The organism is Sulfitobacter sp. UBA1132 (genome assembly GCF_002311545.1).
GTDB lineage: Bacteria > Pseudomonadota > Alphaproteobacteria > Rhodobacterales > Rhodobacteraceae > Sulfitobacter > Sulfitobacter pontiacus.
On the sequence record NZ_DCAN01000011.1, the window covers coordinates 296,528 to 323,106 of the forward strand.

27 protein-coding genes are annotated in these 26,579 nt (G+C 61.1%); 13 read left to right on the forward strand and 14 right to left on the reverse strand.

Translation table 11 applies throughout. The features are described from left to right. Positions 1 to 69 precede the first annotated feature (69 nt). The 9 genes from B4F27_RS09050 to B4F27_RS09090 all read right to left on the reverse strand — a co-directional run bounded on the left by B4F27_RS09050 (position 70) and on the right by B4F27_RS09090 (position 6,631). Positions 70 to 804, reverse strand: coding sequence for a transporter substrate-binding domain-containing protein (locus B4F27_RS09050; RefSeq protein ID WP_009826569.1), 735 nt, complete (start codon positions 802 to 804; stop codon positions 70 to 72). Between the two features lie 36 nt (positions 805 to 840). After that, complete coding sequence (locus tag B4F27_RS09055) at positions 841 to 1,617, reverse strand: ABC transporter ATP-binding protein (RefSeq protein ID WP_005852455.1); 777 nt, start codon at positions 1,615 to 1,617, stop codon at positions 841 to 843. Between the two features lie 127 nt (positions 1,618 to 1,744). Further along, positions 1,745 to 2,185 (reverse strand): TerB family tellurite resistance protein, encoded by a 441-nt coding sequence (locus B4F27_RS09060; RefSeq protein WP_005852457.1) that lies wholly within the window; start codon positions 2,183 to 2,185, stop codon positions 1,745 to 1,747. A 37-nt stretch (positions 2,186 to 2,222) separates the two neighbouring features. Continuing rightward, on the reverse strand, positions 2,223 to 2,660 hold the full coding sequence (locus B4F27_RS09065) for a TerB family tellurite resistance protein (protein ID WP_005852459.1): 438 nt from the start codon (positions 2,658 to 2,660) through the stop codon (positions 2,223 to 2,225). A 149-nt stretch (positions 2,661 to 2,809) separates the two neighbouring features. Then, complete coding sequence (locus B4F27_RS09070; protein WP_286759483.1) at positions 2,810 to 3,103, reverse strand: DUF1330 domain-containing protein; 294 nt, start codon at positions 3,101 to 3,103, stop codon at positions 2,810 to 2,812. A gap of 10 nt (positions 3,104 to 3,113) precedes the next feature. Then, complete coding sequence (gene rlmJ / locus B4F27_RS09075) at positions 3,114 to 3,896, reverse strand: 23S rRNA (adenine(2030)-N(6))-methyltransferase RlmJ (RefSeq protein WP_286759484.1); 783 nt, start codon at positions 3,894 to 3,896, stop codon at positions 3,114 to 3,116. Between the two features lie 24 nt (positions 3,897 to 3,920). Further along, positions 3,921 to 5,570 (reverse strand): CTP synthase, encoded by a 1,650-nt coding sequence (locus B4F27_RS09080; RefSeq protein ID WP_237278812.1) that lies wholly within the window; start codon positions 5,568 to 5,570, stop codon positions 3,921 to 3,923. Between the two features lie 177 nt (positions 5,571 to 5,747). Continuing rightward, positions 5,748 to 6,116 (reverse strand): preprotein translocase subunit SecG, encoded by a 369-nt coding sequence (gene secG, locus B4F27_RS09085; RefSeq protein ID WP_286759485.1) that lies wholly within the window; start codon positions 6,114 to 6,116, stop codon positions 5,748 to 5,750. A 119-nt stretch (positions 6,117 to 6,235) separates the two neighbouring features. Continuing rightward, entirely contained in the window at positions 6,236 to 6,631 is a 396-nt protein-coding gene (locus B4F27_RS09090; RefSeq protein ID WP_005852469.1) for a DUF6524 family protein, read from the reverse strand. A 215-nt stretch (positions 6,632 to 6,846) separates the two neighbouring features. On the opposite strand from B4F27_RS09090, the gene B4F27_RS09095 reads away from it, so the two are divergent. Together B4F27_RS09095 and B4F27_RS09100 are read left to right on the forward strand one after the other, a co-directional pair. Then, positions 6,847 to 8,142, forward strand: coding sequence for an adenylosuccinate synthase (locus tag B4F27_RS09095; RefSeq protein ID WP_074635618.1), 1,296 nt, complete (start codon positions 6,847 to 6,849; stop codon positions 8,140 to 8,142). Between the two features lie 54 nt (positions 8,143 to 8,196). Next, on the forward strand, positions 8,197 to 8,427 hold the full coding sequence (locus B4F27_RS09100) for a DUF2842 domain-containing protein (protein ID WP_005852473.1): 231 nt from the start codon (positions 8,197 to 8,199) through the stop codon (positions 8,425 to 8,427). A 105-nt stretch (positions 8,428 to 8,532) separates the two neighbouring features. Here B4F27_RS09100 and B4F27_RS09105 read toward each other — a convergent pair whose 3' ends face one another. Beyond that, a complete protein-coding gene (locus B4F27_RS09105; protein ID WP_286759486.1) occupies positions 8,533 to 10,767 on the reverse strand; it encodes a hypothetical protein in 2,235 nt (744 codons plus the stop codon). Positions 10,768 to 10,904: 137 nt separating this feature from the next. Between B4F27_RS09105 and B4F27_RS09110 the strand changes: the two genes are divergently transcribed. Beyond that, a complete protein-coding gene (locus B4F27_RS09110; protein ID WP_005852476.1) occupies positions 10,905 to 11,597 on the forward strand; it encodes a thiamine diphosphokinase in 693 nt (230 codons plus the stop codon). Here B4F27_RS09110 and B4F27_RS09115 read toward each other — a convergent pair. Continuing rightward, positions 11,530 to 12,456 carry a DMT family transporter gene (locus B4F27_RS09115; protein ID WP_286759487.1) on the reverse strand — a complete coding sequence of 309 codons (927 nt, stop codon included), beginning with the start codon at positions 12,454 to 12,456 and terminating at the stop codon, positions 11,530 to 11,532. The two genes, B4F27_RS09110 and B4F27_RS09115, sit on opposite strands and share 68 nt — an antisense overlap. A gap of 108 nt (positions 12,457 to 12,564) precedes the next feature. Further along, entirely contained in the window at positions 12,565 to 13,980 is a 1,416-nt protein-coding gene (locus tag B4F27_RS09120; RefSeq protein WP_286759488.1) for a diguanylate cyclase domain-containing protein, read from the reverse strand. 89 nt (positions 13,981 to 14,069) lie between these two features. On the opposite strand from B4F27_RS09120, the gene B4F27_RS09125 reads away from it, so the two are divergent. The 5 genes from B4F27_RS09125 to B4F27_RS09145 all read left to right on the forward strand — a co-directional run bounded on the left by B4F27_RS09125 (position 14,070) and on the right by B4F27_RS09145 (position 18,813). After that, positions 14,070 to 14,363 (forward strand): DUF3572 domain-containing protein, encoded by a 294-nt coding sequence (locus B4F27_RS09125; protein ID WP_074635627.1) that lies wholly within the window; start codon positions 14,070 to 14,072, stop codon positions 14,361 to 14,363. A gap of 2 nt (positions 14,364 to 14,365) precedes the next feature. After that, positions 14,366 to 15,073 carry an HAD family hydrolase gene (locus B4F27_RS09130; protein WP_286759489.1) on the forward strand — a complete coding sequence of 236 codons (708 nt, stop codon included), beginning with the start codon at positions 14,366 to 14,368 and terminating at the stop codon, positions 15,071 to 15,073. Between the two features lie 118 nt (positions 15,074 to 15,191). Next, complete coding sequence (locus B4F27_RS09135; protein ID WP_005852486.1) at positions 15,192 to 15,788, forward strand: heme NO-binding domain-containing protein; 597 nt, start codon at positions 15,192 to 15,194, stop codon at positions 15,786 to 15,788. A 44-nt stretch (positions 15,789 to 15,832) separates the two neighbouring features. After that, positions 15,833 to 16,834 (forward strand): GGDEF domain-containing protein, encoded by a 1,002-nt coding sequence (locus B4F27_RS09140; RefSeq protein WP_286759607.1) that lies wholly within the window; start codon positions 15,833 to 15,835, stop codon positions 16,832 to 16,834. A 230-nt stretch (positions 16,835 to 17,064) separates the two neighbouring features. Beyond that, positions 17,065 to 18,813: a sugar phosphorylase gene (locus B4F27_RS09145; protein WP_286759490.1), complete on the forward strand. Its 1,749-nt coding sequence runs from the start codon at positions 17,065 to 17,067 to the stop codon at positions 18,811 to 18,813. A 24-nt stretch (positions 18,814 to 18,837) separates the two neighbouring features. On the opposite strand, the gene B4F27_RS09150 is transcribed toward B4F27_RS09145, so the two are convergent. Then, complete coding sequence (locus B4F27_RS09150) at positions 18,838 to 20,058, reverse strand: glycosyl transferase (RefSeq protein WP_074635635.1); 1,221 nt, start codon at positions 20,056 to 20,058, stop codon at positions 18,838 to 18,840. Between the two features lie 13 nt (positions 20,059 to 20,071). Further along, a complete protein-coding gene (locus B4F27_RS09155; RefSeq protein ID WP_286759491.1) occupies positions 20,072 to 20,857 on the reverse strand; it encodes an HAD-IIB family hydrolase in 786 nt (261 codons plus the stop codon). A 361-nt stretch (positions 20,858 to 21,218) separates the two neighbouring features. Here B4F27_RS09155 and B4F27_RS09160 point away from each other — a divergent pair, with 361 nt between their 5' ends. The 5 genes from B4F27_RS09160 (at position 21,219) to B4F27_RS09180 (ending at position 26,579) form a co-directional block, all read left to right on the forward strand. Beyond that, a complete protein-coding gene (locus tag B4F27_RS09160) occupies positions 21,219 to 21,809 on the forward strand; it encodes a helix-turn-helix domain-containing protein (protein WP_005852495.1) in 591 nt (196 codons plus the stop codon). A gap of 70 nt (positions 21,810 to 21,879) precedes the next feature. Then, positions 21,880 to 23,469, forward strand: coding sequence for an ABC transporter substrate-binding protein (locus B4F27_RS09165; RefSeq protein WP_286759492.1), 1,590 nt, complete (start codon positions 21,880 to 21,882; stop codon positions 23,467 to 23,469). A gap of 92 nt (positions 23,470 to 23,561) precedes the next feature. Next, a complete protein-coding gene (locus B4F27_RS09170; RefSeq protein ID WP_286759493.1) occupies positions 23,562 to 24,671 on the forward strand; it encodes a M24 family metallopeptidase in 1,110 nt (369 codons plus the stop codon). Further along, positions 24,665 to 25,672, forward strand: a complete 1,008-nt coding sequence (locus B4F27_RS09175) for an ABC transporter permease subunit (RefSeq protein ID WP_005852501.1) — start codon at positions 24,665 to 24,667, stop codon at positions 25,670 to 25,672. Before B4F27_RS09170 ends, B4F27_RS09175 begins: the two co-directional genes overlap by 7 nt. A gap of 1 nt (position 25,673) precedes the next feature. Beyond that, positions 25,674 to 26,579, forward strand: a complete 906-nt coding sequence (locus tag B4F27_RS09180; RefSeq protein ID WP_074635644.1) for an ABC transporter permease subunit — start codon at positions 25,674 to 25,676, stop codon at positions 26,577 to 26,579.

Sequence of the window (26,579 nt, forward strand, 5' to 3'; positions counted from 1 at the left end):
TGGATTTGGGTCTTTACTCAGATCGGCAGGCAGAGAAAAGGGGCGGCATCTGCGCCGCCCCGATCAAGATCAGAATGTTTTAGCGTCTTCGCCGAACCATTTGATGATCAGCTTGTTCAGGCTGCCATCGTCCTTCATGGACTGGATCGCGGCGTCGAATTTCGCTTTCAGCTCTGTGTCGCTTTCGCGCAGGCCAAGGCCGATGCCGCCGCCCAGTGGCACGTCGTCACCGACAAAGACCATCTCGCCGCCGGATTCCTCGACCGTGGGGACCAGCGCGTCCTTGTCGGCGAAAACCGCATCCGCTTCGCCATTGTTCACGGCTGCGACGGTTTCATCATAGGTGGCGAATTCCAGCAGGGTGGCACCGGATTCAGCCACGTGACCGGCCTGGATCGTGCTGGTCTGTGCTGCAACAACACCGCCCATCACATCGGCATCCGCCGATTTCGCCGCATAGGCGGAAGCCGCGGGCGGGAAGTAGTTCTGTGTGAAATCAATCACTTCTTCGCGCTCGTCGGTGATGCTCATACCGGCGATGATGGTGTCGTAGTTGCCCGACGTGAGGTTTGGGATGATGCTGTCCCATTCGTTGGTGACCCATTCGCAGGTCAGTTCGGCACGGGCGCAAAGCTCGTCACCGACTTCGCGCTCAAAGCCGTCTACTTCGCCCGCGTCATTCAGGAAGTTATAGGGAGGGTAGGCCCCTTCGGTCCCCATGCGGATGGTCTTGCCGTGGGCGTCTGCCATGGCGAAACCGGTGCTGAGCGCCAGTGCGGCGGTTGCAAGAACGAGTGTTTTCATTTTTGAAGTCTCCCAGTTTATTGTTTTTAGGTAGTTTTACTCTGCGTGAGTGGCCGAGAGGAACCCGCGCAGACGTTCTGATTTAGGGGCGCCGAACAGGTCTTCGGGGGCCCCTTGTTCTTCGATCAAACCCTGATGCAGGAACACGACGTGATCCGAGACATCGGCCGCCAGTTTCATATCATGGGTTACGATCATCATGGTCCGCCCTTCGGCGGCCAGATCCTTGATGACTTTGACGACCTCTTGCTCAAGCTCGGGGTCCAGCGCCGAGGTCGGTTCGTCGAATAGCAGTGCTTCGGGCTCCATACACAGCCCGCGTGCGATGGCGGCGCGTTGTTGTTGGCCACCCGACAGTTGCGCCGGAAAGACATCGCATTTGTCGCCGATGCCCACTTTGTCGAGATAGGCCCGCGCGGCGGCCTCAACCTCGGCACGGTCGCGGCGCAGGACGGTCAGCGGGGCCTCCATCACGTTTTGCAGGATCGTCATATGGGACCACAGGTTGAACTGTTGGAACACCATCGACAGGTTCGTGCGGATGCGCAGCACCTGTTTTGGATCGGCAGGGCGGCGGTGGTGGCCGGTGCCTTTCCAGGTGACTGCCTCGCCGTTGAAGCGCAGATCGCCCTCTTGGCTGTCTTCCAGCAGGTTACAGCAGCGCAGCAGCGTCGATTTACCGGAGCCGGACGACCCGATCAGCGAGATGACGTGCCCGCGCGGGGCCTTGACCGACACCCCCTTGAGCACCTCCAGAGGGCCATAAGCCTTGTGAAGATTGTTGATCTCAATAACGGGGGGCTGATCTGTCACTGTGCTGCCTTATTGTGCATTCCGCAGCAAGTTAAGGTGATTTTAAGGGGGATTTGCAATCCAGAACTTGGGTTTCGCCCAATAATTCAACGGTTGACCCCGCGTAAATTCACCGCCTGCGCGTAAACTAGTCTTTGTCTTCAATCTGCTTGCGCACGATGGCGCTGTCGGTGTCTGTGACCCCCAGCAAGTTGGCCACCAAACGCAGCAATGCGTTTTCCTCGTCAGAGCGGCTGCCATCGGCAAGCACGACTTCCCACAGGGCTTTGATCACGGCAAGGCGGTCGTCATAGGGGACGGCATCCTTGATCGCGCGGGTAAAGCGGACGGTATCGGGGGCTTCGGCCTCTAGCGCTTCGGCGTCTGCCCGCAGAGAGGCGGTGCCGTCAGCGTCCAGCGCATAGCGTTTCGCGATGATCTGGTCGATGCGCGCGCGCTCGGACGGGGCGTATTCATTATCCGACTTGGCGATGCGCACCAAAAGCGCGGTCAGCGCAAGGCGGGCATCCCCATCGGGAAGCTGGGCGGGATCAGGCTGGGTCAGCCGTTTGATGAATTCTGCGAACATGGGCGTGATATAGAGCGGTTGCGGCGCAAGGCCAAGGTCACAAAGCGTTCAGCGCTTTTTCGCGGGCGGCGGTCATGTCGGCGTCGCTGAGGCCAAGCGCGGTCTCAATCGCCAGCAACTGGATCTCTTCGTCGTCGTCACGTGCGCCATCGGCCAGCGCCACAGACCACATCGCATCGCCAAGCGCCTTGCGGTCCTCATAGGGGACTTCCTCGCGCAGGATCTGGGCGAATTCGGGCGTACCGGGGGCGTGGCGTTCCAGCGCTTCGCAGGTGGCGCGCAGTTTCGCGGCCTCGATCGGTTTCAGGCCAAAGGTCTGCGCGAGGATGCGGTCGATCTGCCCCACTTCGGCAGCGCGGTAGGTGCGGTCGGCCAGCGCCACACGCACCAGCAACGCGCCAAGGGCAAGCTGGGGGGTCGGCTGTGGCAGCGGCTTGGGGTCCGGCTTGCGGCGGGGGAATAGACGTTCAAACATGGCAACTCTTTATCCTTACGGGCACATGAGGCTAACCCGATTCCGCGCGCGGCGTTCCGTTTTTCCCATATTCGCAAAGGGGTGATGTATAAAAAGCGCAATGCCGCAGGGGCAGGCGGAGCGGGGGCGTCGGGGGGGCTGTCGCGGCCTTAGGCGTCATACCCTTCGACGATGACCAGATTCCCGTCAGAGACGGAGGACCGGATATCCTTGGCCGCCTGATAGCCCTCGCTTTCATAACAGGCCACCGCATCGGCCAGCGAGGCAAATTCGATCACCACGATGCGCGGGTGCGACGTGCCTTCGCGGATGTCGGGCGCGGCCCCACGCACCAGAAACTTCGCGCCGAAATCGGCAAAGGGCTTGGCGTTGGCGGCGCGGTATTTGTCGTAGACTGCGGCATCATGCACGTCGACGTTAGCGATCCAGTAACCTTTGGGCATCGGGGGCTCCTTATCGGGGTAGGGTTTTGAACTTGGCCGCCAGACGGGCCGCTTCTTCTTTCAGCCCAAAGGGCGGGTTCAGCACGAACATGCCAGAACCGACCATCCCGTGACCGGGGCGGGCCGGGGCAAAGCTGACCTCGTGACGCAGGGCCTCGGGGTGGGCCCCCATCAGCGCGCTGAGCATCGGTTGATGCGCTTTACTGGTCAGGATCGGGTACCACAGCGCGATGATGCCGACGTTCCACGCGCGCGCCAGCTTGCCAATGTGGCGCGGGATATCGGCGTAGTCTGTCTTGATCTCGAAGCTGGGGTCAATCAGCATCAGGCCACGGCGCGGCGTGGGCGGGGTCAGGGCGAAAGCCATGTCGAACCCGTCGCGGTGGTGGCATTTGACGTCATAGGGCGACATCGCCAGATCAAGTGCGGCATGTTCACCGGGGTGCAGTTCGGCCAGATGGATGCTGTCGCTGTCGCGCAGCAGCTTGGCCGCCAGCAGGGGGGAACCGGGGTAGGCGTCTGCGCCGTGGTCGCCGGCGATCTGGTCAAGCACCTGTGCATAAGGGTGCGCATCGTCGAACCAGCCGCGCACGCGGCCAATGCCCTGCGCCGCCTCGCCTGTTTTCAGCGCCGGGGTGTCGGACAGGTCATACAGCGCGCGCCCCGCATGGGTTTCCATATAGGACAGCGGTTTGTCCTTGCGGGTCAGATACCCCAACATCCACGCCAGCAGGCTGTGTTTGTGAACATCGGCCAGATTGCCGGCGTGGTAGATATGTTGGTAGCTAAGCATGCCGTTGGCCGCCTTTCGCGAGGGTCAGACCAGCCGCGACATTTCCTTGGCGGCGCGGATGAAATCCTTGAACAAGGGGTGCGGATCAAAGGGCTTGGATTTGAGTTCGGGGTGGAACTGCACGCCGATGAACCACGGGTGATCGGACCATTCCACGATCTCGGGCAGCATGCCGTCGGGCGACATCCCCGAGAAGGTAAGACCCGCTTTTTCAAGCTGCTCGCGGTAGGCGGTATCGACCTCGTAGCGGTGGCGGTGACGTTCGTCGATGGACGTGGTGCCATAGACTTTGGCCACGTTCGACCCTTCTTTCAGCGTCGCGTCATAGGCACCAAGCCGCATGGTGCCGCCTTTGTCGTCGTCGAGCTTGCGTTCAACCTTGTGGTTACCCTGCACCCATTCCTTGAGGTGGTAGACCACGGGCTCGAACCGTTTCTTGCCGGTGGATTCGTGGTCGAATTCTTCCGAGCCTGCGGTCGTCAGACCGGCCACGTTGCGCGCGGCTTCGATCACGGCCATCTGCATGCCCAGACAGATCCCCAGATAGGGGACTTTCTGCTCGCGGGCATATTGCGCCGCCTTGATCTTGCCCTCGGTGCCACGTTCGCCAAAGCCGCCGGGCACGAGGATCGCGTGGAACCCTTCGAGGTGGGCCGATACATCATCGCTTTGATCAAAGACCTCGGCATCGACCCAGTCGATCTTGACCTTGACGCGGTTGGCCATGCCCCCGTGGGTCAGCGCCTCTGCAATCGACTTATAGGCGTCTTCCAGCTGGGTATATTTGCCGACGATGGCGACGTTCACTTCGCCTTCGGGGTTGTGCACGCGGTCAGAGACATCGCGCCAGACCGACAGTTCGGGCTTGGGCGCGGGGGAAATATCGAAGGCATCCAGCACGGCCTGATCCAAACCCTGCGCGTGATAGGCCAGCGGCGCGTCATAGATGGTTTTCAGGTCATAGGCCGCGACCACGGCCTCTTTGCGGACGTTACAGAACAGGGCGATTTTCTCGCGCTCTTTCTCGGGGATGGGGTGTTCGGAGCGGCAGACCAGAATGTCCGGCGCGATCCCGATGCTTTGCAGTTCCTTGACGGAGTGTTGCGTCGGCTTGGTCTTCAACTCGCCGCTGGCCGCGAGGTAGGGCAGCAGGGTGAGGTGCATGAAGATACACTGGCCGCGTGGCTTGTCGTGGCTGAACTGGCGGATCGCTTCGAAGAAGGGCAGGCCTTCGATATCGCCGACGGTGCCGCCGATTTCGCACAGCATAAAGTCGACCTCGTCATCGCCGACATGCAGGAAATCCTTGATCTCGTTGGTGACGTGGGGAATCACCTGAATGGTCTTGCCCAGATAGTCGCCGCGCCGCTCTTTCTCGAGCACGGTGGAATAGACCCGACCCGAGCTGATCGAATCCGTCTTGCGCGCGGCCACGCCGGTAAAGCGTTCGTAGTGGCCCAGATCCAGATCGGTTTCGGCGCCATCGTCGGTGACGAAAACCTCGCCATGTTCAAAGGGCGACATCGTGCCGGGATCGACGTTCAGATAGGGGTCCAGTTTGCGCAGACGGACGGAGTATCCGCGCGCTTGCAACAAGGCCCCCAAGGCCGCAGAGGCAAGGCCTTTGCCAAGGCTGGAAACCACACCACCGGTGATGAAAATATAGCGTGCCATGTGATGAAGGCCCCCGTGAGTTCAGATTTGATGCGGCAAAAGCCAAGCAATTGAGCTGCGGAAAACCGCAGCATCACGGGACTTAAGCCTAACAGGATTCGGATGGAAAAAGCAAGGCCAAGCCGCAACATCCTGTTGCGTATCTTGGCCCAACCTCAAGCTGTTGTAGTGTCTGGATTAATCCGCAGTCGGCACTTGCGGTGTATTTTCCGCAGGTGTCGGTGGCAGCAGCGCGTCAGTATCGGGCAGCGCAGGCGCGTCACCCTGGTTCAGCGCTGGTGGCGTGCCGCCCAGACGATCGATTACCGAAGACCCAGCAGATTTTTCAGCCGCGATAATGGTCAGCGTGATCGAGGTCACGATAAAGGCCGCGGCCAAAATCCAGGTCACTTTGCCCATGGCTGTGGCTGCCGAGCGACCGGAAACGGCCCCGCCGCCACCGCCGCCGCCCATGCCAAGGCCGCCCCCTTCGGACCGTTGCAGCAACACGACTGCAATCAGGCCAAGGGCCAGAATGAGATGGACAATCAGGACTACATTTTCCATGGGTACCTACGGCTCTGCGTTTTGGACTTTGGGCGTGTCTAGGCAAGTTTGCCTATGGGGGCAAGGGAGGATTGGCACCCGCGGTGCCGCTTGGGCGGAAAGCCCGTGTGAAAGCCGCCTCAGGTTTCCACATCGTCCACGTCTGCCTGACCGGATACCGCCCTGCGAAAGATGCTCCAGCTGAGGCCGATGCCCAGCACAAAGCTCAGCGCGACAAGGCCGAGCCATAGGTTAAAGCTGCGGTTGTCCAGCCTTAGAATACCCAGATCATAAAGCACCCAAAGGCTTGACCCCACCAGCGCCAGCACCAGCAGCATCCCCAGCCCGCCGATAGAGCGTAGCGTCGCGCGGAGATAGATCACGTAGCCGATGAAGAGCAAAAGCCCCAGCAGCACCGCGATGGACAGGTTCATATGCCCGTATCGCTGCGCCCAGGTGACATAGTTATAGGGCGTCGGGTTAAAGGTCGCGGCCAGCAAGACAAAGGCGCAGGCCCAACGTATGATGAATCCCATCTGCGGTACTTCCTTCTTTGATCCGGCATGGAATATCGGTGCAGCCCAGGCAAAGTCTATGGCCCGTTGCGAAGTTTCACGGCCCCAAGCTGATAAATGCCCAGAAAAATGACGCGGCGGCGTTTTGGCTGCATTTTACAGTTTCGGTCCCCGACGGTCGTCGCTATACCTCCACGGGTTTGCACGGTTATTTGAACTGTTAAAGGAATATCTTCATGGCCAACGTCGTAGTCGTAGGCGCCCAATGGGGCGACGAAGGAAAAGGCAAAATCGTGGACTGGCTCAGCGAACGGGCCGATGTCATCGCACGTTTTCAGGGCGGCCATAACGCGGGCCACACATTGGTCATCGACGGCAAGGTCTACAAGCTGCACGCGCTGCCCTCGGGCGTTGTCCGCGGCGGCAAGCTTTCGGTGATCGGCAACGGTGTTGTGCTGGACCCGTGGCACCTGCTGAAAGAGATCGAGACGATCCGCGCCCAAGGCGTAGAGATCACGCCGGAAACGCTGATGATTGCGGAAAACACACCGCTGATCATGCCCTACCACGGCGAGCTGGACCGCGCCCGTGAAGAGGCCGCATCAAAGGGCACCAAAATCGGCACCACCGGCCGCGGCATCGGCCCGTGCTACGAGGATAAAGTCGGCCGCCGCGCCATCCGCGTCGCCGATCTGGCCGATACAGCCACGCTTGAAGCCCGCGTTGACCGCGCGTTGCAGCACCATGATCCGCTGCGCAAGGGTCTGGGCGTCGAAGCCATCGACCGCGACGGGCTGGTTGAACTGCTGAAAGAGATCGCACCGAAGATCCTTGAATACGCAGCACCTGTCTGGAAGGTGATGAACGAAAAGCGCAAGGCCGGTAAGCGTATCCTGTTCGAAGGGGCGCAAGGCGCGCTGCTGGACATCGACTTTGGTACCTATCCTTTCGTCACGTCCTCGAACGTGATTGCAGGGCAGGCGGCGACCGGCGTCGGCATCGGGCCGGGCGCGATCAACTATGTGCTGGGCATCGTCAAAGCCTATACCACCCGCGTGGGCGAAGGCCCGTTCCCGACCGAACTGCATGATGCGGACGGTCAGCGCTTGGGCGAGCGGGGCCATGAATTCGGCACCACCACCGGGCGTAAGCGTCGCTGTGGCTGGTTCGATGCGGCTTTGGTGCGCCAGACTTGTGCGACCAGCGGCGTCACCGGCATCTCGCTGACCAAGCTTGACGTGCTGGACGGGTTTGAAACGCTCAAGATCTGCACCGGCTACGAGCTGGACGGGGAGCACTTGGATTATCTGCCCACAGCGGCCGACCAGCAAGCCCGCTGCACCCCCATCTACGAGGAAATGCCCGGTTGGTCCGAAAGCACCGAAGGCGCGCGTAGCTGGGCCGATCTGCCCGCGAACGCGATCAAATATGTGCGCCGCGTCGAAGAGCTGATCCAGTGCCCCGTGGCGCTGCTTTCCACCTCGCCAGAGCGGGAAGACACGATTCTGGTCACCGACCCCTTCGCCGATTGATCTGACACGCCGGGGCCCTTCGGGGCCTTTGGCACATGATGAAAGGACGACACAATGGCCCTTGGATATAAAGCACGTCGCCGGTGGGCGCTGGTCATTCTGCTGATTGGGCTGCCGCTCTATATCATTGCGGCGGTGGTCACCGTGTCGCTGTTTGACCGGCCACCCTTCTGGATCGAACTGGTGATCTATATCGCGCTTGGCGTGGTCTGGGCGATCCCGTTCAAATTTGTGTTCAAGGGGATCGGTCAGGCGGACCCGAACGCGGATCACGACGCAGAATAATCGGTTTCGCCTGCACGTCTTTCAGCGTTGCTAATCGCAATTATCGCATAAAAAAACGGCCCCCTCGGGGGCCGTTTTTCGTTTCGGTTGTCATGTTTTGCCCGCTTAGCCAGCGGCGCGTGCATCCGGCTGGAACCCGATCTGTTCGGAGGCCTTGAAGCGGCCACCTTCCAGCTTTTGCAGCTTGCCGGTGCGCAGCAGCTGGCCGAAGGAGCGTAGACCTTCCTCGCGGCTGAAATCCTCGGCACCGCCTTGGCGGACGGTGTTCATCAACTGCGGACGCGAGAAATCGTCCATGCCTTCGACAAAGGCCATATAGGCCGCGGCCGCTTCCAGCAGGTCGGGAAGCTGGGTCGCGCCCATTTCCTCGGCGAATTCGGCAAAGCCACCGGCTTGCGGCACCGGCGCGGGGGCCACTGCGGCCACGCGGCGGGGGCGTACGGGGGCCACAGTGCGCGGCTGGTCCGTGTCGATCCGCTGTGCCGCTACCAGCTTCAGCGGGGCAGGGCGCGGTTCGGCGGGGCGTTCGGTGCGGGCCGTGGTCGACGCGGGGCGGCGTGGTTTGACCACCTCGGCCAGATCGCTGCGGTAGGCGTTGTTTTCGCGTTCCGCAGCATCGGGCGCACCAAGGGCCATATCGGCCTTTTTCGCGGCCACGGCGGCGCGCAGATGGGTGATCGCGTCGCGGCGTGTGGCGGCTTCGGGTTCGTCCATCTGGTTGTCGGTTTCCGCCAGCAGACGGTTCATATCCGGGCCGCTGTCCGCGTCGAGCGTTGGCAGGCTGCGGCGTTGCGGGGCGGCTTTGGGGGCTTCGGCTTCGGGCTCCGCCGCGGTCTCGGCTTGGACCTCGGCTTGTACCTCTTCGGCGTCATCCTCGGAAACATCAGTGTCGACGGTTTCTTCTTGGGCCGTGTCTTCCTGCGAGTCTTCCTTGCCAGTTTCTTCCTCGGCGGTCTCTTCTTCGGGCGCGTCGTCCTCATCGGCGACGGCTTCTTCGGCGTCCTCGGGCGCGTCGGTCAGCGTGTCGGCAGCGGCGGAGGACAATGTTGCCTCAAGCTCGGCCAGCTCGCGGGCCAGATCTTCTTCATCCTCGTCAGAGAGCGTCGATTCGGGGTCGCGCTGGATACGCAGGGCGGGCTTTTCAGGCTCTTCCAGGACCGCAGGCGCGTCTTCTTCGACCTCTTCCAGCTCGCCTTCGGCGATGGCACGGTCGATGTCGGCGCGTTTGACCTTGAGCACACGACCACGGGGTGCTGTGTCTTCTTCGGCTTCACCGGTTTCGTCAGCGTCAACCTGCGCGGCGTCAGCTTCTTCGACCTCATCAGCTGCAACGTCTTCGTGCTGTTCTTCACTCTCTTGTGCAGCGGTAACGTCTTCTTCAGCTTCGAGGTCGGAGGATTGTGCGATGTCTTCGACCGTATCGTCGGCGTCCAGCGCGCCTTGGATGTCGTTGATCGCGTCCGCGATGACATCGTCGGTGCTGTCTTCGGCGTCGATTGTGTCCTCGTCGTCAAAGACCTGAGGCTGCGGTGCGGCGGGGGCGTCCTGATTGGCGACCACGGCGCGGATGCGCTGCAGTTTGGCCGCGATGCTATCAACGACAGGGGCCGCAACGGGCTGGATTTCGGCGTCTTGTTCGTCGACGGTCACCTCGTTGCGCGGGCTATCGGCGAAAAACGCTTCGACATCTTCGTCGGGTTGGCCAGGGACGATATCCACCTCGGGGGCGGGGGCCGCAGAAGCAGGGGCCGCAGAAGCAGGGGCCGCTTCGGCTTGCGTGGCTTCGGGCTTTGGCGCGGCAACATCACGGCTGACCACCTCGTCGCGCGGTGCGGCGGCTTCGGCCTGAGGCGCGGGTGCGGCTTCTGGCGCTGTCACTGGCTCGGCAGATTTCAGCGCGTTGATGCGGTAGGCGTCATAATAGGCAGAGATTTCCTTGGGCCGGCGCGGCGCGAAGGAGGTCGAGACCACGGACGGACCCGCAACGGAGCTGCTGACCTGCGGCTGCGGCGCGGCAGGGGCCTTGGGTGTTTCGGCTGCTTCGGGCGCAGGGGCGGGCTGCGCTGGCGCTGCGGGTTCTTCTGGGGTCTGCGCGCTCAGGACGATCTGACCGTCCTGCTGGCGCGCTTCGACGCGGCGCGAGATTTCTTTCTGCGCGATATGGGCCAGCATCTCCGCATCCGGCTGTGCGGGTTCCGCACCGAAATACCGATCCTCCGACGACAGGTCGCGGAAATACTCTGCGATGGCCTTCATGGTGCCGAATGAATCGTCAAAGCCTTCCAACGTGCACGAGAAAGTGCCGTATGAGACCGTCAGAATTTTGTTGTTATTCATCATCGGATGGTCGTCCTCTGCCTATTTGCAGCTTACTGTTTACCATAAGGTTCAAGACCAATTCGGCTCGAATCTGTGCCCTGCAACGTATCATTTAATGTCAAAATTGCGGCATTGTTTCCAATTTGAGGTAAAACCGCGTGAAAACAACCATTGTGGCAAGCCGCAGCCCTGTCACCGTCATTGGGGGCGGGCAGCCCGGCCCGAACGACCTGAACGAGGCGTTGCAGCTTGCCCCGATGTGTGTGGCGGTCGATGGCGGGGCAAATCTGGCCCGCGACGCAGGCGTAGAGATCGCGGCGCTGGTGGGGGATTTCGATTCTGTCACGCCCGAGACCCTGTCGCAAATCCCGCTCGCGCGGCAGTTCAAACTGGCAGAGCAGGAAACCACCGATTTCGACAAGGCGCTGCGGTCGGTGGCCGCGCCGTTGATCGTGGCGGTGGGGTTTTCGGGCGGGCGCGTGGACCATCAGCTTGCCGCCCTGAGCTCTCTGGCGCGGCATCCGCACCAGCGTTGCCTGCTCATCGCCGGAGAGCAGGTGATTTTCCTCGCGCCGCCCCGGCTTGATCTGCCGACGCGGGCGGGGGATGTGGTGTCGATATACCCGCTGGCGGCGGTCCACGGGGAAAGCAGCGGGCTTGAGTGGCCGCTTGACGGGCTAGAGCTTTCGCCGCTGGGGCGGTTGGGGACATCGAACCGTGCGACGGGGCCCGCGACCCTTAGGGTGGATCGTCCCGCTGCGTTGGTGATGGTGCCCAGGGTGCTCATTCCGCAGGTTGCACAATCGCTGCTGCAGCCAGACGCCGCTGCGTGGCCCGCTCCCTCAGAATAATATAGAGACCGGCGGCCATGGTGATCCCCATCCCGAGCGCCGCCAGCGCATTGGGCAGATCGCCAAAGACGATCAACCCGACCAGCGTCGCCACGGGAATTTCGAGATATTGCATCGGTGCCAGCGTGGCCGAGGGGGCGTAGCGCAAGGACCATGTCATCAGCAGATGTGCCACGCTGCCAAGGACGCCGATTGCGATCAGCAGCATCCAGGCGTTAGCATCAGGGACCCGCCACCCCAAGGCGGGCACCGCTACGGTTTGCCCCAGACCCAGCAAGGGCAGCAGTATCACCACGGCCATAAACCCGCTGACCGTTTGCAGGCTGATCGGGTCGGTGTGTTTGGCGATCTGCCGTGTCACCAGCATGAACAGCGCAAAGTTCAGCGCTACGCCAACGGGCAGCAATGCGGGCCAGCCCACCTCGGCAAAGCTGGGTTGCACCACCAGCAGTGTGCCGCAAAAGCCGACGACACAGGCGAGAAGCCGGCGGGTGCCGACTTCTTCCCCCAGCACGTATTTGCCGAGCAGAAGCATAAAGAAGGGCATGACAAAGATAATCGCCACAGCATCGGCCAGCGGCAGGTATTTCAGCGCGGTGAACATCATCGCGATCCCGATGACATGCAGCACTGTGCGCACAAACGCGAGCCACAGCGTGCGGCCCCGCATCGCCAGCGGCCTGCCCGTCAGCAGCACCAGCGGCAGCAAGATCAGCAATTGCACGGCAAAGCGGATAAACACGACCTGACCCAGCGGCACGGAGGACCCCAGCAGTTTCGCAATTGCATCACCCACAGGGGCAACGATGCAAAAGCCAAGCATCATGGCAATACCGGTCATCGGTTTATCGGGCAGCATGGCAAAGCCTTTGTCGAGGATCAGGGGGATACGCCCCGGATGTGCAAGCGTATCGCGGCGAGAGTGGCGGCATTTTTCCGGCTTTGCAACCGTGGGGAGAGGATGATTTCACGCCGCTGACCTGATCAGACCGACGCGATCGCGCCCGCGGTGTTTCGCACTGTATAAAGCTTGATCCGCGCGGTCGATCAGCTCTGCCGCAATGGCCGAGGCATCAAGTGGGGCGGGGAAGGCGTCGCCGGTTTCAGGCTGTGCGGTACATAGCCCGATGCTGATCGTGGCATGGATAGGCTGCGCGCTGGCGGGGATGGTAAATGGCGTCGTGCGGTAGGCTTCGCACATGCGTTTGGCCATCCGGGTGGCCTCTGCCTCTGTGATGCCCGGGAGGATGAGTAAAAATTCCTCCCCTCCGATGCGGGCGGCAACGTCGAGCGGGCGCAGACATGATTTCAACCGGCGTGCCGTTTCGACCAACACGGCGTCCCCCGAGGCGTGGCCGAAAGCGTCATTCACGCGTTTGAAGTGGTCTATGTCTACCAGCATCACGGCCAGCGGTATCCCTTTGCGGCGGGTGCGCACGGCAAGCCGCGCGACCTCTGACAGGGCGTGCCGGCGGTTGTAGATTCCTGTCAGCGGATCAAAAACCGCTTCGCGCAGGCGCGTATCGACATCACGCCGGATCGTGTCACCCTGCTGTTTGCGCGCCAAGAGCCCGGTCAGCCGCAGCGAAAGTTCTTCGATATCAAAGCCATGCTGCATCAGATCGTCGGCCCCCAGATCCAGCGCATGGGCGGCACCGGCGGGGTGGGGGCGCGATTGGAGCACCAGAATACCGCAGTGCCGCGTCGTCGTATTCGCCCGCAGGGTCGAGATCAGGCGCAGTTGCGCCTCGTCGCGCGTTTCGACACCGGTCAGGGTCAGAATGAAGACATCGGGCAGCGCGTTCTGCCTAATACCGGTCAAAGCGTCGCGGATGGTCGTCTGGCTGACAGCCCCCCGCAGACGTTTGCGTAACTGGGTGACATGCACCTGTGTCTCTGCCTTGTCATGGCTGACGATCTGGAACGTGCCCGGGCGGGCGAAGGTGGCGGCGGTTTCTTCCAGCCCGAGCGTGGGGCACATCGCGTCCCGCATGGCCGTGTGGCTGGCCCCGTGGCCCGCGCGTATCATGCTGCGCACCCGTCCCAGAAACAGCTTGTCGCAGACAGGTTTGACCATCGCTTCCTGTGCGCCATTCGCCAACAGGTGCAAACACAGCGCCGCGCCACCGCCATCGGCCAAGGCAAAGACAGGTATCCGTGATGTGCGCGGCGACCCCGCGAGCATCGTGCATAGGGCCGTCGCATCCTGCCCGTCCAGTTGATGCGCCGTGATGACCAAATCAGGCCCCGACCGGCGCGAGATGTCGACCGCCTGGGCCACGGTGGACGCCTGCCATACCTCGTAGGAGGCGGACGTGAGTTTGGTTTTCAACGCGATGCGGTTGGTCGCAACCGTATCCACAATCAGGACTTTACCGGGCACTTGTCTTCATTCTCCACTCACGTGTAACTGGCTTAAGCGCCCTTTGTTGCCGTGATTGGTTAACAAAGGGTTTCGTTTGGGAAACCGTGATGGAAATTAATATGATGAAGCAAGATGCCGCCGAGACGGTCGCCCTGCAGGCCTTGGCCTGGCTGGCCGCGAACGAAGACCTGATGCCCACCTTTATGGGATCAACGGGTGCATCTGCCGAAGACCTTCGCACCCAGGCTGGCGATCCGGTGTTTCTTGGCGCGGTTCTGGATTTCATCATGATGGATGACGCCTGGGTCACGGAGTTTTGCGATACCGTGAACATCCCTTACGACCGTATCATGCAAGCCCGTCAGTCGCTTCCGGGTGGCGCGCAGATGAATTGGACCTGAAAATGATCAAAGCGCTGCTGTTCGACAAAGACGGAACCCTGTTCGACTTCGCCGCTACATGGGAGGCATGGGCCAATGCTTTTCTGACCCGGATCAGCAAGGGAGACGGAGAGAGAGCGGCTTTGCTGGGGCAGCAGATCGGCTTTGATTACCGGACGCAGAGCTTCTCGCCCGACAGTATCGTTATTGCGGGCACACCGGGGGAGGTCGTAGATGCGCTGGCCCCCCATGTGGTCGAGATGGCGAAGACGGATCTCTTAGATCTGCTGAACCACGAGGCCGAAAACGCCCCTCAGGCAGAGGCGGTGCCGCTGGTTGCCTTGCTAGAGGCGTTCAAGGCACGCGGGCTGGTGCTTGGCGTCGCCACCAATGACGCCGAGGCACCCGCCCGTGCGCATTTGGGCGGCGCGGGGGTGACCGGATATTTTGACTTTATCGCAGGTTTCGATAGCGGCCACGGTGCAAAGCCCACGCCCGGGCCGCTCTTGGCGTTTGCCAAAGCCGTGGGGGTGGACTCGTCGGAAGTCGCGATGATCGGGGATAGCCTGCACGATATGGCGGCGGGCCGTGCGGCGGGGATGGCCTGCGTTGCGGTGCTCACGGGGCTGGCCACACGTCAGGACCTGGAAGGGGCCGCCGATGTGGTGCTGCCCGACATCGGCCATCTGCCCGCGTGGCTGGACGGGCAGACCCATGACCCGCAGGGCTGACAGCTAGTTTGCATTTGAGACAAAACCAAAGCGCATTCCGCCGCGGCGGAGGTTTAGCCTTCGGTCTTTGTTAACTTTCAGCCGCCATCTTCCCCGTGAAACGGCGGAAAGGGGCGCGATGCACGGGCTGATCAACCATACGATCCAACGGTTCGTGCTGGATAGCTTTGGCCACCGTGTCTGGGCGCAGGTCGCCCTGCGCGCCGATCTTTGTGCCGTTATGGGCACGGCGGATTTCGAACCGATGCTCACCTATGATGATGCCATCACGCCGCGGGTTATCAACCGCCTGTCTGCCGTGATGAAACGCGCGATCCCCGATCTTCTGGAAGATCTGGGTGCCTGGCTTGTGTCCAACCCCGACCGCGAAGGCGTGCGGCGCTTGCTGCGCTTTGGCGGCGACGATTTTGAAGAGTTCTTGCATTCGCTCAACGACTTGCCCGAACGTGCCACCCTCGCCGTGGAAGACCTGCAACTGCCCCAGATGGAGGTCGCGCAGCTTGATGACTGGCGCTTTACGCTCACCTGTCGCGGAAAAGTGCAAGGCTTTGGCTATGTGATGATGGGCGTGATGCGGGTGATTGCGGATGATTATGGCACATTGGCCCTGCTTGATTGCAAAGCCGCCCCACCGGAGGGGGAGGTGATTACCGTCACGATTATTGACCGGCACTACGCGCAGGGGCGCAGCTTTGATCTGGGTGCGCGCGGGTGACAGTAGGGGCAGCCTATGAGGCGGCATTGAATGTGCTATGCCCGATGCATGTGATCGTGCAGCCCTGCGGACGTATCCGGCATGTGGGCCCCACCATCCACAAACTGCGCCATCGTGGCACTTGGATCGGGAGCAATTTTTTCGACCAGTTTGTCATGCGCCGACCCAATATGGCCGACAGTATTGCGCAAATTCGCCCAATGGCGGGGCGCAAGCTGCATCTGGCGTTGCACGACCGGCCCGAGCAGATTTTTAAAGGGGTTCTGGTTCCGCTACCTTGTGGCACCGAACAGATGGAAGGCTCGGAAACCGACTGTCTGATAAACCTGTCATTCGGGATATCGATCCTGAACGGTGTGCGCACCCATCGCCTGAGCAATGCCGATTTCGCGCCGACCGACCTCGCGGTCGAGATGCTTTATCTGATGGAGGCGAAATCGGCGGCGATGGCGGCGTCGCGTGCGCTGAACCAGAAGCTTGAGGTCGCAAAGATCGCGGCGGAGGAACAAGCGTTTACCGATACGCTGACTGGCTTGAAAAACCGGCGCGCGATGGATCACGTGCTGTCACGGCTTATCGCGGGGAACAAGGGGTTTGCCGTGATGCAGATCGATCTGGATTACTTCAAGGCGGTGAACGATAGCCTGGGCCATGCGGCGGGGGATCACGTGTTGCAAACCGCGGCCCGGATCATGGTGGAAGCAACAAGGGACATCGACACCGTCGCCCGCGTCGGCGGTGACGAATTTACCCTGCTGCTGCCTGGGGTTACCGGCAACGCGCATCTGGCACAGGTCGCCGAACGGATCATCACGCGACTGGAACAGCCGATCAGATTTGATGGCGCGGCGTGCCAGATCTCTGCCAGCATCGGCAGCATATGGGTCAAAGCGGGGCAGGACGCCGTGGCCGAAGATGTCCTGTCGGACGCCGATGCGGCGCTTTACCGCTCTAAGCAAGCCGGGCGTGCGCGGCACACGGTGCACGGTGAAACTGTGCCAGACGCCATGCAGAAGGGGAGGGAGAAACCACACGCGCTGCAGTAGATGACGGCGCGCGCTGGGCGTGCTGGCTTTGGTACGCGTCATAATTGCGGGGCCTTTAGATCTGCGGGCGTTCAATCTGCGCAATGCTTCAAGATTGTGCAGACCGCCTCAAAACGCGCCGCGGGGGACAGCGGCGCCAGGATTATGGGGGCACCGCTTTTGGCTGCTCGTCACACGCGCGCGGCTGCGTTAGGGTTTTGGGAAAGGATATACAGGCAAGGCAGGACATCATGACGGACAGTGCCCGTTCTCTCGGCTCTCGGCTCAGCGCGGTGTTGGCAGAGGTCTATCCCGATCTGGATGCCGACATCCTGGCTAGCATGGTCCTTGATGCCTTCTGGCCCGAGGGGACGACGCGCCGCAAAAGGGGCCGTGTTGCCGGCAATACGCTTTGGTCGGAACGCGACGCGCTGCTGATCACCTATGGCAACTCTATCGTGGACGGGGCGCATAAGCCGCTGGATTTGTTGAACGACTTCTTGCACCGCTACCTGCGTGGCACATTGAACAGCGTGCATATCCTGCCGTTCTTCCCCTACACCTCTGACGACGGGTTTGCGGTGTCCGATTTTCGCGCGGTGAACCCGCAGCTTGGGGATTGGCCTGATATAAACCGCATCGCCGCCGATTTCACGCTGATGTCCGATCTGGTGCTGAACCATGTGTCGAGCCAGGGGAACTGGTTCAACGCCTACCGTCAGGGGCAGGCCCCCTATGACAAGTTCTTTTTCGAAGCCTCGCCGCAGGATGATCTGCGCGAGGTGGTGCGCCCGCGCACGACTCCGCTGTTGCAAGAGGTAGAAACCTCAAGCGGCCCGCGCCACGTCTGGTGCACTTTCAGCCATGACCAGATCGATCTTGATTTCCGCAACCCCGAGGTGCTGCTTGAGTTTTTGCGGATCATCCGCCTGCATGTGGACAATGGCGTGCAGATCATCCGGCTGGATGCGGTGGCGTTCTTGTGGAAGCAGATCGGCACCCCGTCGATCCACCTGCCGCAAACCCATGCGATTATCCGGCTGATGCGGTTGCTGTGCGACTATGCGCCGGAAAAGATCATCCTGCTGACCGAAACCAATGTGCCCAAGGCCGAAAACCTCAGCTATTTCGGGGCAGGGGACGAGGCCCATGCGATCTATAATTTCCCGCTGCCGCCGCTGATCTTGCATGCGATGATGTCGGGCAATGGGGCGCATCTGCGGCGCTGGCAGCGCACGATGCCGCCGGCCCCCATGGGCTGCGCCTATCTGAACTTTACCGCCAGTCACGACGGGATCGGCATGCGACCCGCCGAAGGGTTGCTGCCCGAGGATGAAAAACAACAGGTCATTGATACGGTGCTACAGGTCGGCGGGTTGGTATCGATGCGCAGCCTGCCCGACGGCGGGCAAAGCCCGTACGAGCTGAACACGACCTTTTACGATGCGCTGTCGCGGACGTTTAAGGGCGAGGATGACCATCATCATGCACGGTTCATCTGTTCGCAGACCATCGTCATGTCGCTGGAGGGGATACCCGCCTTCTACATCCACGCCATGCTGGCGACGCCCAATGATCACGCGCAGGTCGAACATCGCGGGATGAGCCGCGCGATCAACCGACACCGATGGGATTATCCGAGCTTGCGCGACCAGCTGGCCGATGCGTCCAGCGCGCCGGCGCGCGTTTTGAGCGATCTGTCAGCGCGGCTAAAGGTGCGGCAGACGCAAAAGGCGTTTCACCCCAATGCGACGCAATTCACCGTGAACCTGCAAGATGACCGCGTGTTCGGCGTGTGGCGTCAAAGTCTGGACCGCAAACAGTCGATCTTTGCGCTGCACAACGTCAGCGACGCCTCTGTCGCGATTTCGGCGGCGGCACTGAACCTGATCGAGGATCAACCCTGGCTAGACCTGATCAGCGGTGATTTGATTGACGCCAGCGCGGATCACATCACGCTGGCCCCCTATCAATGCATGTGGATCACCAACCGGTTCTGACCCTGCTGCCCGCGCGGCCCTCAGCTAGTTGTATTCTGCGTCATCCGCTGCGGCGGCCTCGCGCAGATTGGCAAGGAACTCGGGCGCGGCGGCGTGGACGCGGTTCCATGTGGGGATAAAGGGGGTCTCGTGCGGGTTATCGAGAAAGAAGTGTCCCGCCCGCATGATATTCTCGGTAAAGAGCTCGATCGCGCGTTCTTCCTTATGGCGGTCAATGCTGAGCCCGTTCATTTTGGCGTCGTTGTAATAGGCATCCAGCAGGTCGAGCGCGCAGCGATAATAGGTCGCCTTGAGCGTGCGAAAGACATTGGGTGTGAACACCGTGCCGTCTGCCGCCAGCTTGCGGAAAATCGCCTTGCAGATGTCGGTGGACATGCGGTTCAACCCCGCATCGGCGTCGGCCTCGCTCAGATCTTGGTGCTTGTGGTCATAGTCGTCGGCGATTTCGACCTGACAGACCGATTTCGGCGCGAGGTTGCGCCATGCCTCTGACAGCACGCCGATCTCCAGCCCCCAGTCGGAGGGAATGCGCAGATCGGGCAAGATATTGGTGCGCATGGCAAATTCGCCCGAGAGCGGATAGCGGAAGGCGCGCAGATAATCGATATAGTCACGGTCGCCCACGACCTTTTTCAGCGCGATCAGCAACGGGCTGACCAGCAGCCGCGTGACCCGCCCGTTCAGCTTGTCGCTGCCCACCCGCGCGTAATAGCCTTTGGCGACCTGATAGGGGAAATTCGCATTGGCGACGGGATAGATCAGCCGCGCCAGCAGGTCGTTGGTATAGGTCACGATATCGCAATCATGGATCGCCATCACCGCGCTGTCCTGACAGGCGATCAGATAGCCGAGCGAGGACCAGACGTTCTTGCCCTTGCCTTGTTCCGCGGGGGCGAGGCCCATGTCTTTCAGCTGCGCGCCAAGCGCCAGCATCCGCGGGCTGTCGTTCCAGATCACGATGTGGTTCTGGTTAAGGCCCTTGAAGAACTCTTTCGCATGCCGGAACTGTGCCTCGTCGGCGCGGTCCAGACCGATGATGATGCGGTGCAGATAGCTGACCTTGGACAGCTCTGCCAGAATGCGGGGCATCGCCTCGGTCTCTAGCTCGGAGTAGAGACAAGGCAGAATCAGCGCCATTTTGCGGGTCTGGGCGAACGTCTCGAGCTCGTAGGTCATTTCGTCCAGCGAGCGGGTGCGCAGATTGTGCAGGGTCGCGATATTTCCGTTTTGATGAAAATCAGCCATGCGTTGTCATTCCTTAGTTCAGGTTAAGCCGCGCGATCAGGTCCAGCACGGCACCATTCCATCCGGCAGGGCCGGGGAGCGTGGTGCGGATGATCCTGCCGGTGTCCTCACCGGGCAGCGGGGGCAGGGGGTCGCGGTGCGGGTTGGCGACAATGACGCCAAACTCGGCTGCTTGCAGCATCTCTATGTCATTGGGGGCATCGCCAAGCGCCAGCGTATGGCGCGGCGCAAAGGCGTCGGTCAGCGCGGCCATCTGGTCGGCTTTGGTGCGCCCGTAGGAAAGGGTCAGAAACCGTCCTCCTTCACGGGCATGGATACCGTGATCGTGCAGGGCGTCGATAAATGCGCCGCGCAACTCGGCGCTGCCCGACCAGATGCCGGGTTCTGAAAAGGCCCGCTCTGCCGCGTTGGCGGCGTCATTATGCGACAGGCCGGTGATCTGTGCGATCTGCGCCACCGTCATATCGCCGAACCCGCAAAACGGGTCGCGCAGCTCCGCAGGCAGGCTGTCGAGCGCGTGGCGCAGGCGCACGTAGCTGTCCGTTTTGGGCATGTCGGTGCTGTCGGGCGGTAAAATACCGGCACCGTTTTCAATGATCGCGGGGCAGTGATCCCATGCCAGTTCGGCGCGAATCTCTGCGATCTCGGGCGCGGTTTTCGAGCTCGCCAACACCACTGCGGCCCCGATATTGCGCAATGTATCCAAGGCCGGGGTGGCCGCATCGCAGCGATAGGAACTATGTGACAGCAACGTGCCATCAAGGTCGGTAAACACCAGCAGAGGTAAAGACATAGCCATAGATCAAGCGTGTGGTGCGGGACCGATTGTTGCAACTGGGTACAAGTGTTCATCGCGCGGTTTGCATTGTTTTTCTAGCTTTTGCCTAAAAAATGTGCAGAAACTGGACTGCGTGGATGCGCACGTATAAATAGAATCACATGGGCGCTTTCGGGGGGAGGGTGCGGTGTAAGAGAGGTCAGGTGACGTCGCGACCAAGGGCTCTGTTTTCACTCTGACAATAATTTTTATTGTTGACGTAAACAAAGTTGCGCGACAGTCTGAGCGCCAAGATACGCCAAAGCGTGCTTCGGGGGATTATTTGTCAACAACTGCGATACAGGCGGCGGCGCTTTCGCCGCCAGAGGGATTAGGCGACCGCATGCGGATGCAGCGTCACCGGATGGCGATGACATTGCAGCAGCTGTCGTCGGCCTCCGGTGTGTCGGTGGGCTATCTGAGCCAGGTGGAACGCGGCAACGCGACACCGACGCTTGGCACGCTCAGCCAGATCGCTGCCGCGCTTGACGTTGATGCGGATTTTTTCGTGCGGACCCCGCGCACGGTCGACAGCCTGACCCGCGGTGCCGCACGGCCCCGTTTCGCGGTGGCAGGATCGTCGATTGAATATGAACAGATCGGTGCCGAACGCGCGGGCCACGAGATGACATCCTATGTGATGAACGTCCCGCCCGGCTATGAATCCGAAACGGTGACCCATGTTGGCGAAGAGATCATCTATATCCTTGAGGGTGAGATCTCGCAGATGGTTGGCGAACGGGAGTATCTGATGACGGCGGGCGACAGCCTGCATTATCTGGGTACCACGCCCCATTGCTGGGCCAACAGAACAGACCGGCAGGCCCGCATCTTATGGGTCGGTCGCATGAAATACGATAAGTCCGGGGAAATCGGACAGAGTGAGGCCGCGCCAGCAGAGAGCTCGCGCGAAATGTTACCCCTCAGGCGTTAACCCTATCGCCCTCATCGGCCCAGAGAGGCCGTGGGGAGATAACACTTTACCAACTAGGAGAGTAAATCGAATGTCTTTCAAGAATATCATGGCCACGGGCCTGCTGCTGAGCACGCTTGGCGTTGCGGCGCAGGCGCAGTCGCTGGTCTATTGCTCGGAAGGGTCGCCAGAAGGCTTTGACCCGGCCCTGTACACCGCAGGCACGACCTTTGATGCGTCCAGCCACCCGATCTACAACCGCTTGGCGGAATTCAAGGTCGGCACCACCGAAACCATTCCCGCGCTGGCCGAAAGCTGGGAGGTGTCCGAAGACGGCAAGACCGTAACGTTCAAGCTGCGCAAAGGCGTCAAGTTTCACAGCAACGCCCAGTTCACGCCCACACGCGATTTTAACGCCGATGACGTGATCTTTAGCTTTGACCGTCAGGGCAACGCCGACAACCCCTACAACCAAGTATCGGGTGGCACCTGGGAATACTACGGTGCGATGTCGATGCCTGATCTGATCGAAAGCATCGAAAAGGTTGATGATTACACCGTTCAGTTCAACCTGACCCGCGCCGAAGCGCCGATCATTGCCAACATGGCGATGGACTTTGCCTCGATCGTGTCCAAGGAATATGCCGACGCGATGCTGGAAGCCGGCACGCCGGAAATGCTGAACCAGGCACCTATCGGTACCGGCCCGTTCACCTTCCAAGCCTACCAGAAAGACGCCGTGATCCGTTACGTGCGCAACGACGAATACTGGGGTGACCCGGCGAAAGTCGAAGCGTTGATCTTTGCGATCACACCGGATGCCTCCGTGCGCTACCAGAAGGTACAAGCGGGCGAATGCCACGTCATGGCCTATCCGAACCCTGCGGACGTGCAGGCGATGAAAGACGCCGAAGATGTCGTCGTGATGGAGCAAGAGGGCCTGAACGTGGGCTATCTGGCGTACAACACGCAGATGCCTCCGTTCGACAACGCCAATGTGCGTAAAGCCTTGAACATGGCAATCGACAAGCAAGCGATCATCGACGTGGTGTTCCAGGGCTCCGGCGAAATCGCGAAGAACCCGCTGCCGCCGACAATGTGGTCCTATAACGACGCGATCGAGGACGACAAATACGATCCGGAAGCCGCGAAAGCCGCGCTGGAAGCCGAAGGCGTATCCGACCTGACGCTGAAAATCTGGGCGATGCCGGTACAGCGCCCCTATAACCCCAATGCCCGCCGTATGGCCGAGCTGATGCAGGAAGACTTCTCGAAGGTCGGTGTCGACGTAGAGATCGTGTCCTACGAATGGGGTGAATACCTTGAGCGTTCCAAAGCGAAAGACCGCGATGGTGCCGTTCTGCTGGGTTGGACCGGTGACAACGGTGACCCCGACAACTTCCTCGCGGTTCTGCTGGGCTGTGACGGCGTAGAGAAATCCAACCGCGCACAATGGTGCAACGAGGAATTCGACGCGCTGGTTCAGGAAGCCAAGGTTCTGCCAACACAAGAAGAGCGTGCGCCGCTGTATGAAAAAGCGCAGAAAATCTTCAAGGACCAAGCCCCTTGGGCCACCATCGCGCATTCGGTTGTTTACATGCCAATGCGCCCCGAAGTTGAAAACTATGTTGTGCACCCGCTGGGTGGCCACATCTTCAACCAGGTTGGCCTGTCGCAATAACAGCGATGACAAAGCAATGGGGACGGTGCATGTCGCGCCGTCCCTTCCTCTATTCTAGGCCCCGGCCACGTTAACGAAAGGCGCAAGCCCCCGTGTCAAAGAACCTCTCTCAACGTCTTGCCGACTATGCCGCTGTGGCCGCCGATCTGGGCGTCGATGCCGTGGCGCTGGTGCCCGGGCCCAATTTTTCGCGCGCTGTCGGCCAAAGCTTCATGAGCCACGAACGCCCCTTTGTTCTGGTGATCCCTGCGGATAAACCTGCGGCGGTGCTCTTGCCGAACCTTGAACTGGGGAGCTGGGACACGGTCGGCTTTGACGGCGCGGTGTTTGATTGGCGCGACCAGACCGGCTATGCCGATGCATTTGCCGCGCTGACGCAGCATTTGGGCATCACGTCGCTGGCGGTCGAAGGGCAGGTGATGCGCGTCTTCGTGCACCATGCGTTCAAAGACGCACAGCCCGATCTTACCATCACCGATGCCGAGCGCGAAATCTCAGCCCTGCGGATGATCAAAACCCCCGAGGATATCGCCGCCCTGCGCGCGGCGATCGGCATTTCCGAACGCGCCCTCCAGCGCACGCTGGACAGCGTCAAGCTGGGCCAGAGCGAGAAGCAGATCGAACAGACGCTGGTGCAGGCGCTTTTCGCGGAAGGGGCGGATGACCTGTCCTTTGGTCCCATCGTGGCCGCCGCGGATGGCTCGGCCCGCCCCCATGCCCATGCGCGCGACGATTACGCCGTCAAGGCGGGCGATGCGCTGCTGCTGGACTTTGGCGCGCGCAAGAACGGCTTTGCCGCCGACATCACCCGTACCGTTTTTCTGGATCACGTCACCGATGAGGGGCGCGATGTCTATGACACCGTGCTGCGCGCCAATATGGCCGGGCTTGCCGTGACCCGCGCGGGGGTGACCGCGCATGACATCGACGATGCCGTGATCTCTGTGCTGGAAGCCTCGCCCTATGGGGACCGCATCCGCACCAAGACCGGCCACGGTCTGGGCCGCGAGGTCCACGAGGCCCCCTATATCATGCGGGGCAACCACATGACTTTACCCGCCGGAACGGTTTACACCAATGAACCCGGCCTCTACGAGATCGGAAATTTCGGCGTGCGCATCGAGGATGACGTGCTGATTACCGACGACGGCTATGAAACGCTGACCAACTTCCCCAAAGAGCTGATGGTGATAAAATGCTGAACTATGTTCTGGGACGACTGCTGACGTTCATCCCGACTTTCATCGGGGTGACGCTGATCTCCTTCGGGTTCATCCGCGCGCTGCCGGGCGACCCCATCCAGGTGATGGCGGGCGAGCGCGGCATCTCTGATGAACGCTATGCCCAACTGGCCAAACAATTCGGCTATGACCAGCCGATCTATGTCCAATTCTGGGACTATCTGACCGGCGTGCTTCAGGGCGATCTGGGCAATAGCTTTGTCACCAAGCGCCCGGTGTTCGACGAATTCTTTACGCTCTTCCCAGCCACGCTTGAGCTGGCGGTCTGCGCGATGATCTTTGCCATCGCCCTTGGCCTTCCGGCGGGGGTGATTGCGGCGGTGAACCGGGGCAAGTTCTTTGACCGGGCGCTGATGTCCACGGCGCTGGTGGGCTATTCGATGCCGATCTTCTGGTGGGCGCTGCTGCTGATCATCGTCTTTTCGGGCAACCTGCAATGGACGCCTGTGTCGGGGCGGATTGATCTGCTGTATTACTTCCCCAACCCCACCGGCTTTATGCTGATCGACAGTCTGGCGTCGGGGCAGAAGGGGGCGTTCCTGTCAGCGGTGCGCCATCTGGTTCTGCCAACGATCGTGCTGGGGACAATCCCGCTGGCCGTGATCGCACGCCAGACGCGGTCGGCCATGTTGGAGGTTCTGGGCGAGGATTACATCCGCACCGCCCGCGCCAAGGGCATGTCTCCGGGGCGGATCAACGGCATCCACGCCCTGCGCAACGCGCTGATCCCCGTGATCACCGTGATTGGTCTGTCGGTCGGCACATTGCTGGCCGGTGCGATCCTGACCGAAACCATCTTTAGCTGGCCGGGCATCGGCAAGTGGATGGTCGATAGTATTTTCCGCCGCGATTACCCCGTGGTTCAGGGCGGGCTGCTGCTGATTGCTGTGATGGTGATGGTCGTGAACCTGACCGTCGACATGCTTTACGGCGTCATCAACCCCAAAATCAGAAAGCGATAACATGGACGACGCACTCTCTGCCGAAGCCGCAATGGTCCAGGAACGTCCGGGCCGCTTGCGCGAATTCTGGTTCTACTTCCGCGAAAACCGCGGCGCTGTCATCGGGCTGTGGATCTTTGCGGTCTTTGCCTTTCTGGCCCTCTTCGGTCCGTGGGTCGCCCCCCATGACGCGACAGAGCAATTCCGCGCCGCCACCCTACAGCCCCCCGCGTGGCAAGAGGGCGGCACCTGGACCCATATCCTGGGCACCGATCCGCTTGGGCGCGATATGCTGTCGCGTCTGATTGTGGGCGCGCGTTATTCCTTCTTTGTGGGGGTCGTCGTTGTCTCTATCGCGGCGACCGGCGGGATCATCATCGGGCTGATCGCGGGCTTTGCGCCCAAATGGGTCGATAGCATCATCATGCGTGTCATGGATATTGTGCTGGCGTTCCCGTCCCTGCTGCTGGCGCTGGTGCTGGTGGCGATCCTCGGGCCGTCGCTGACCAACGCGATGATCGCCATCGCGATTGTGTTGCAGCCTCACTATGTGCGCCTGACCCGCGCCAGCGTGCTGTCGGAACGTCAAAAGGATTACGTGACCTCGGCCCGCGTGGCGGGGGCAGGGATCTTGCGGCTGATGTTTGTCACCGTGCTGCCCAACTGCCTTGCGCCGATCATCGTGCAGGCCGCGCTGTCATTCTCGACCGCGATCCTTGATGCCGCGGCCTTGGGCTTTCTGGGGATGGGGGCGCAGCCGCCGACACCTGAATGGGGCACCATGCTGGCCGAAGCACGCGAGTTCATCCTGCGCGCCTGGTGGGTCGTGACCTTCCCCGGCGTGGCGATCCTTGTGACCGTGCTGGCGATCAACCTCATGGGTGACGGCCTGCGCGACGCGCTTGATCCGAAACTGAAACGGAGCTGA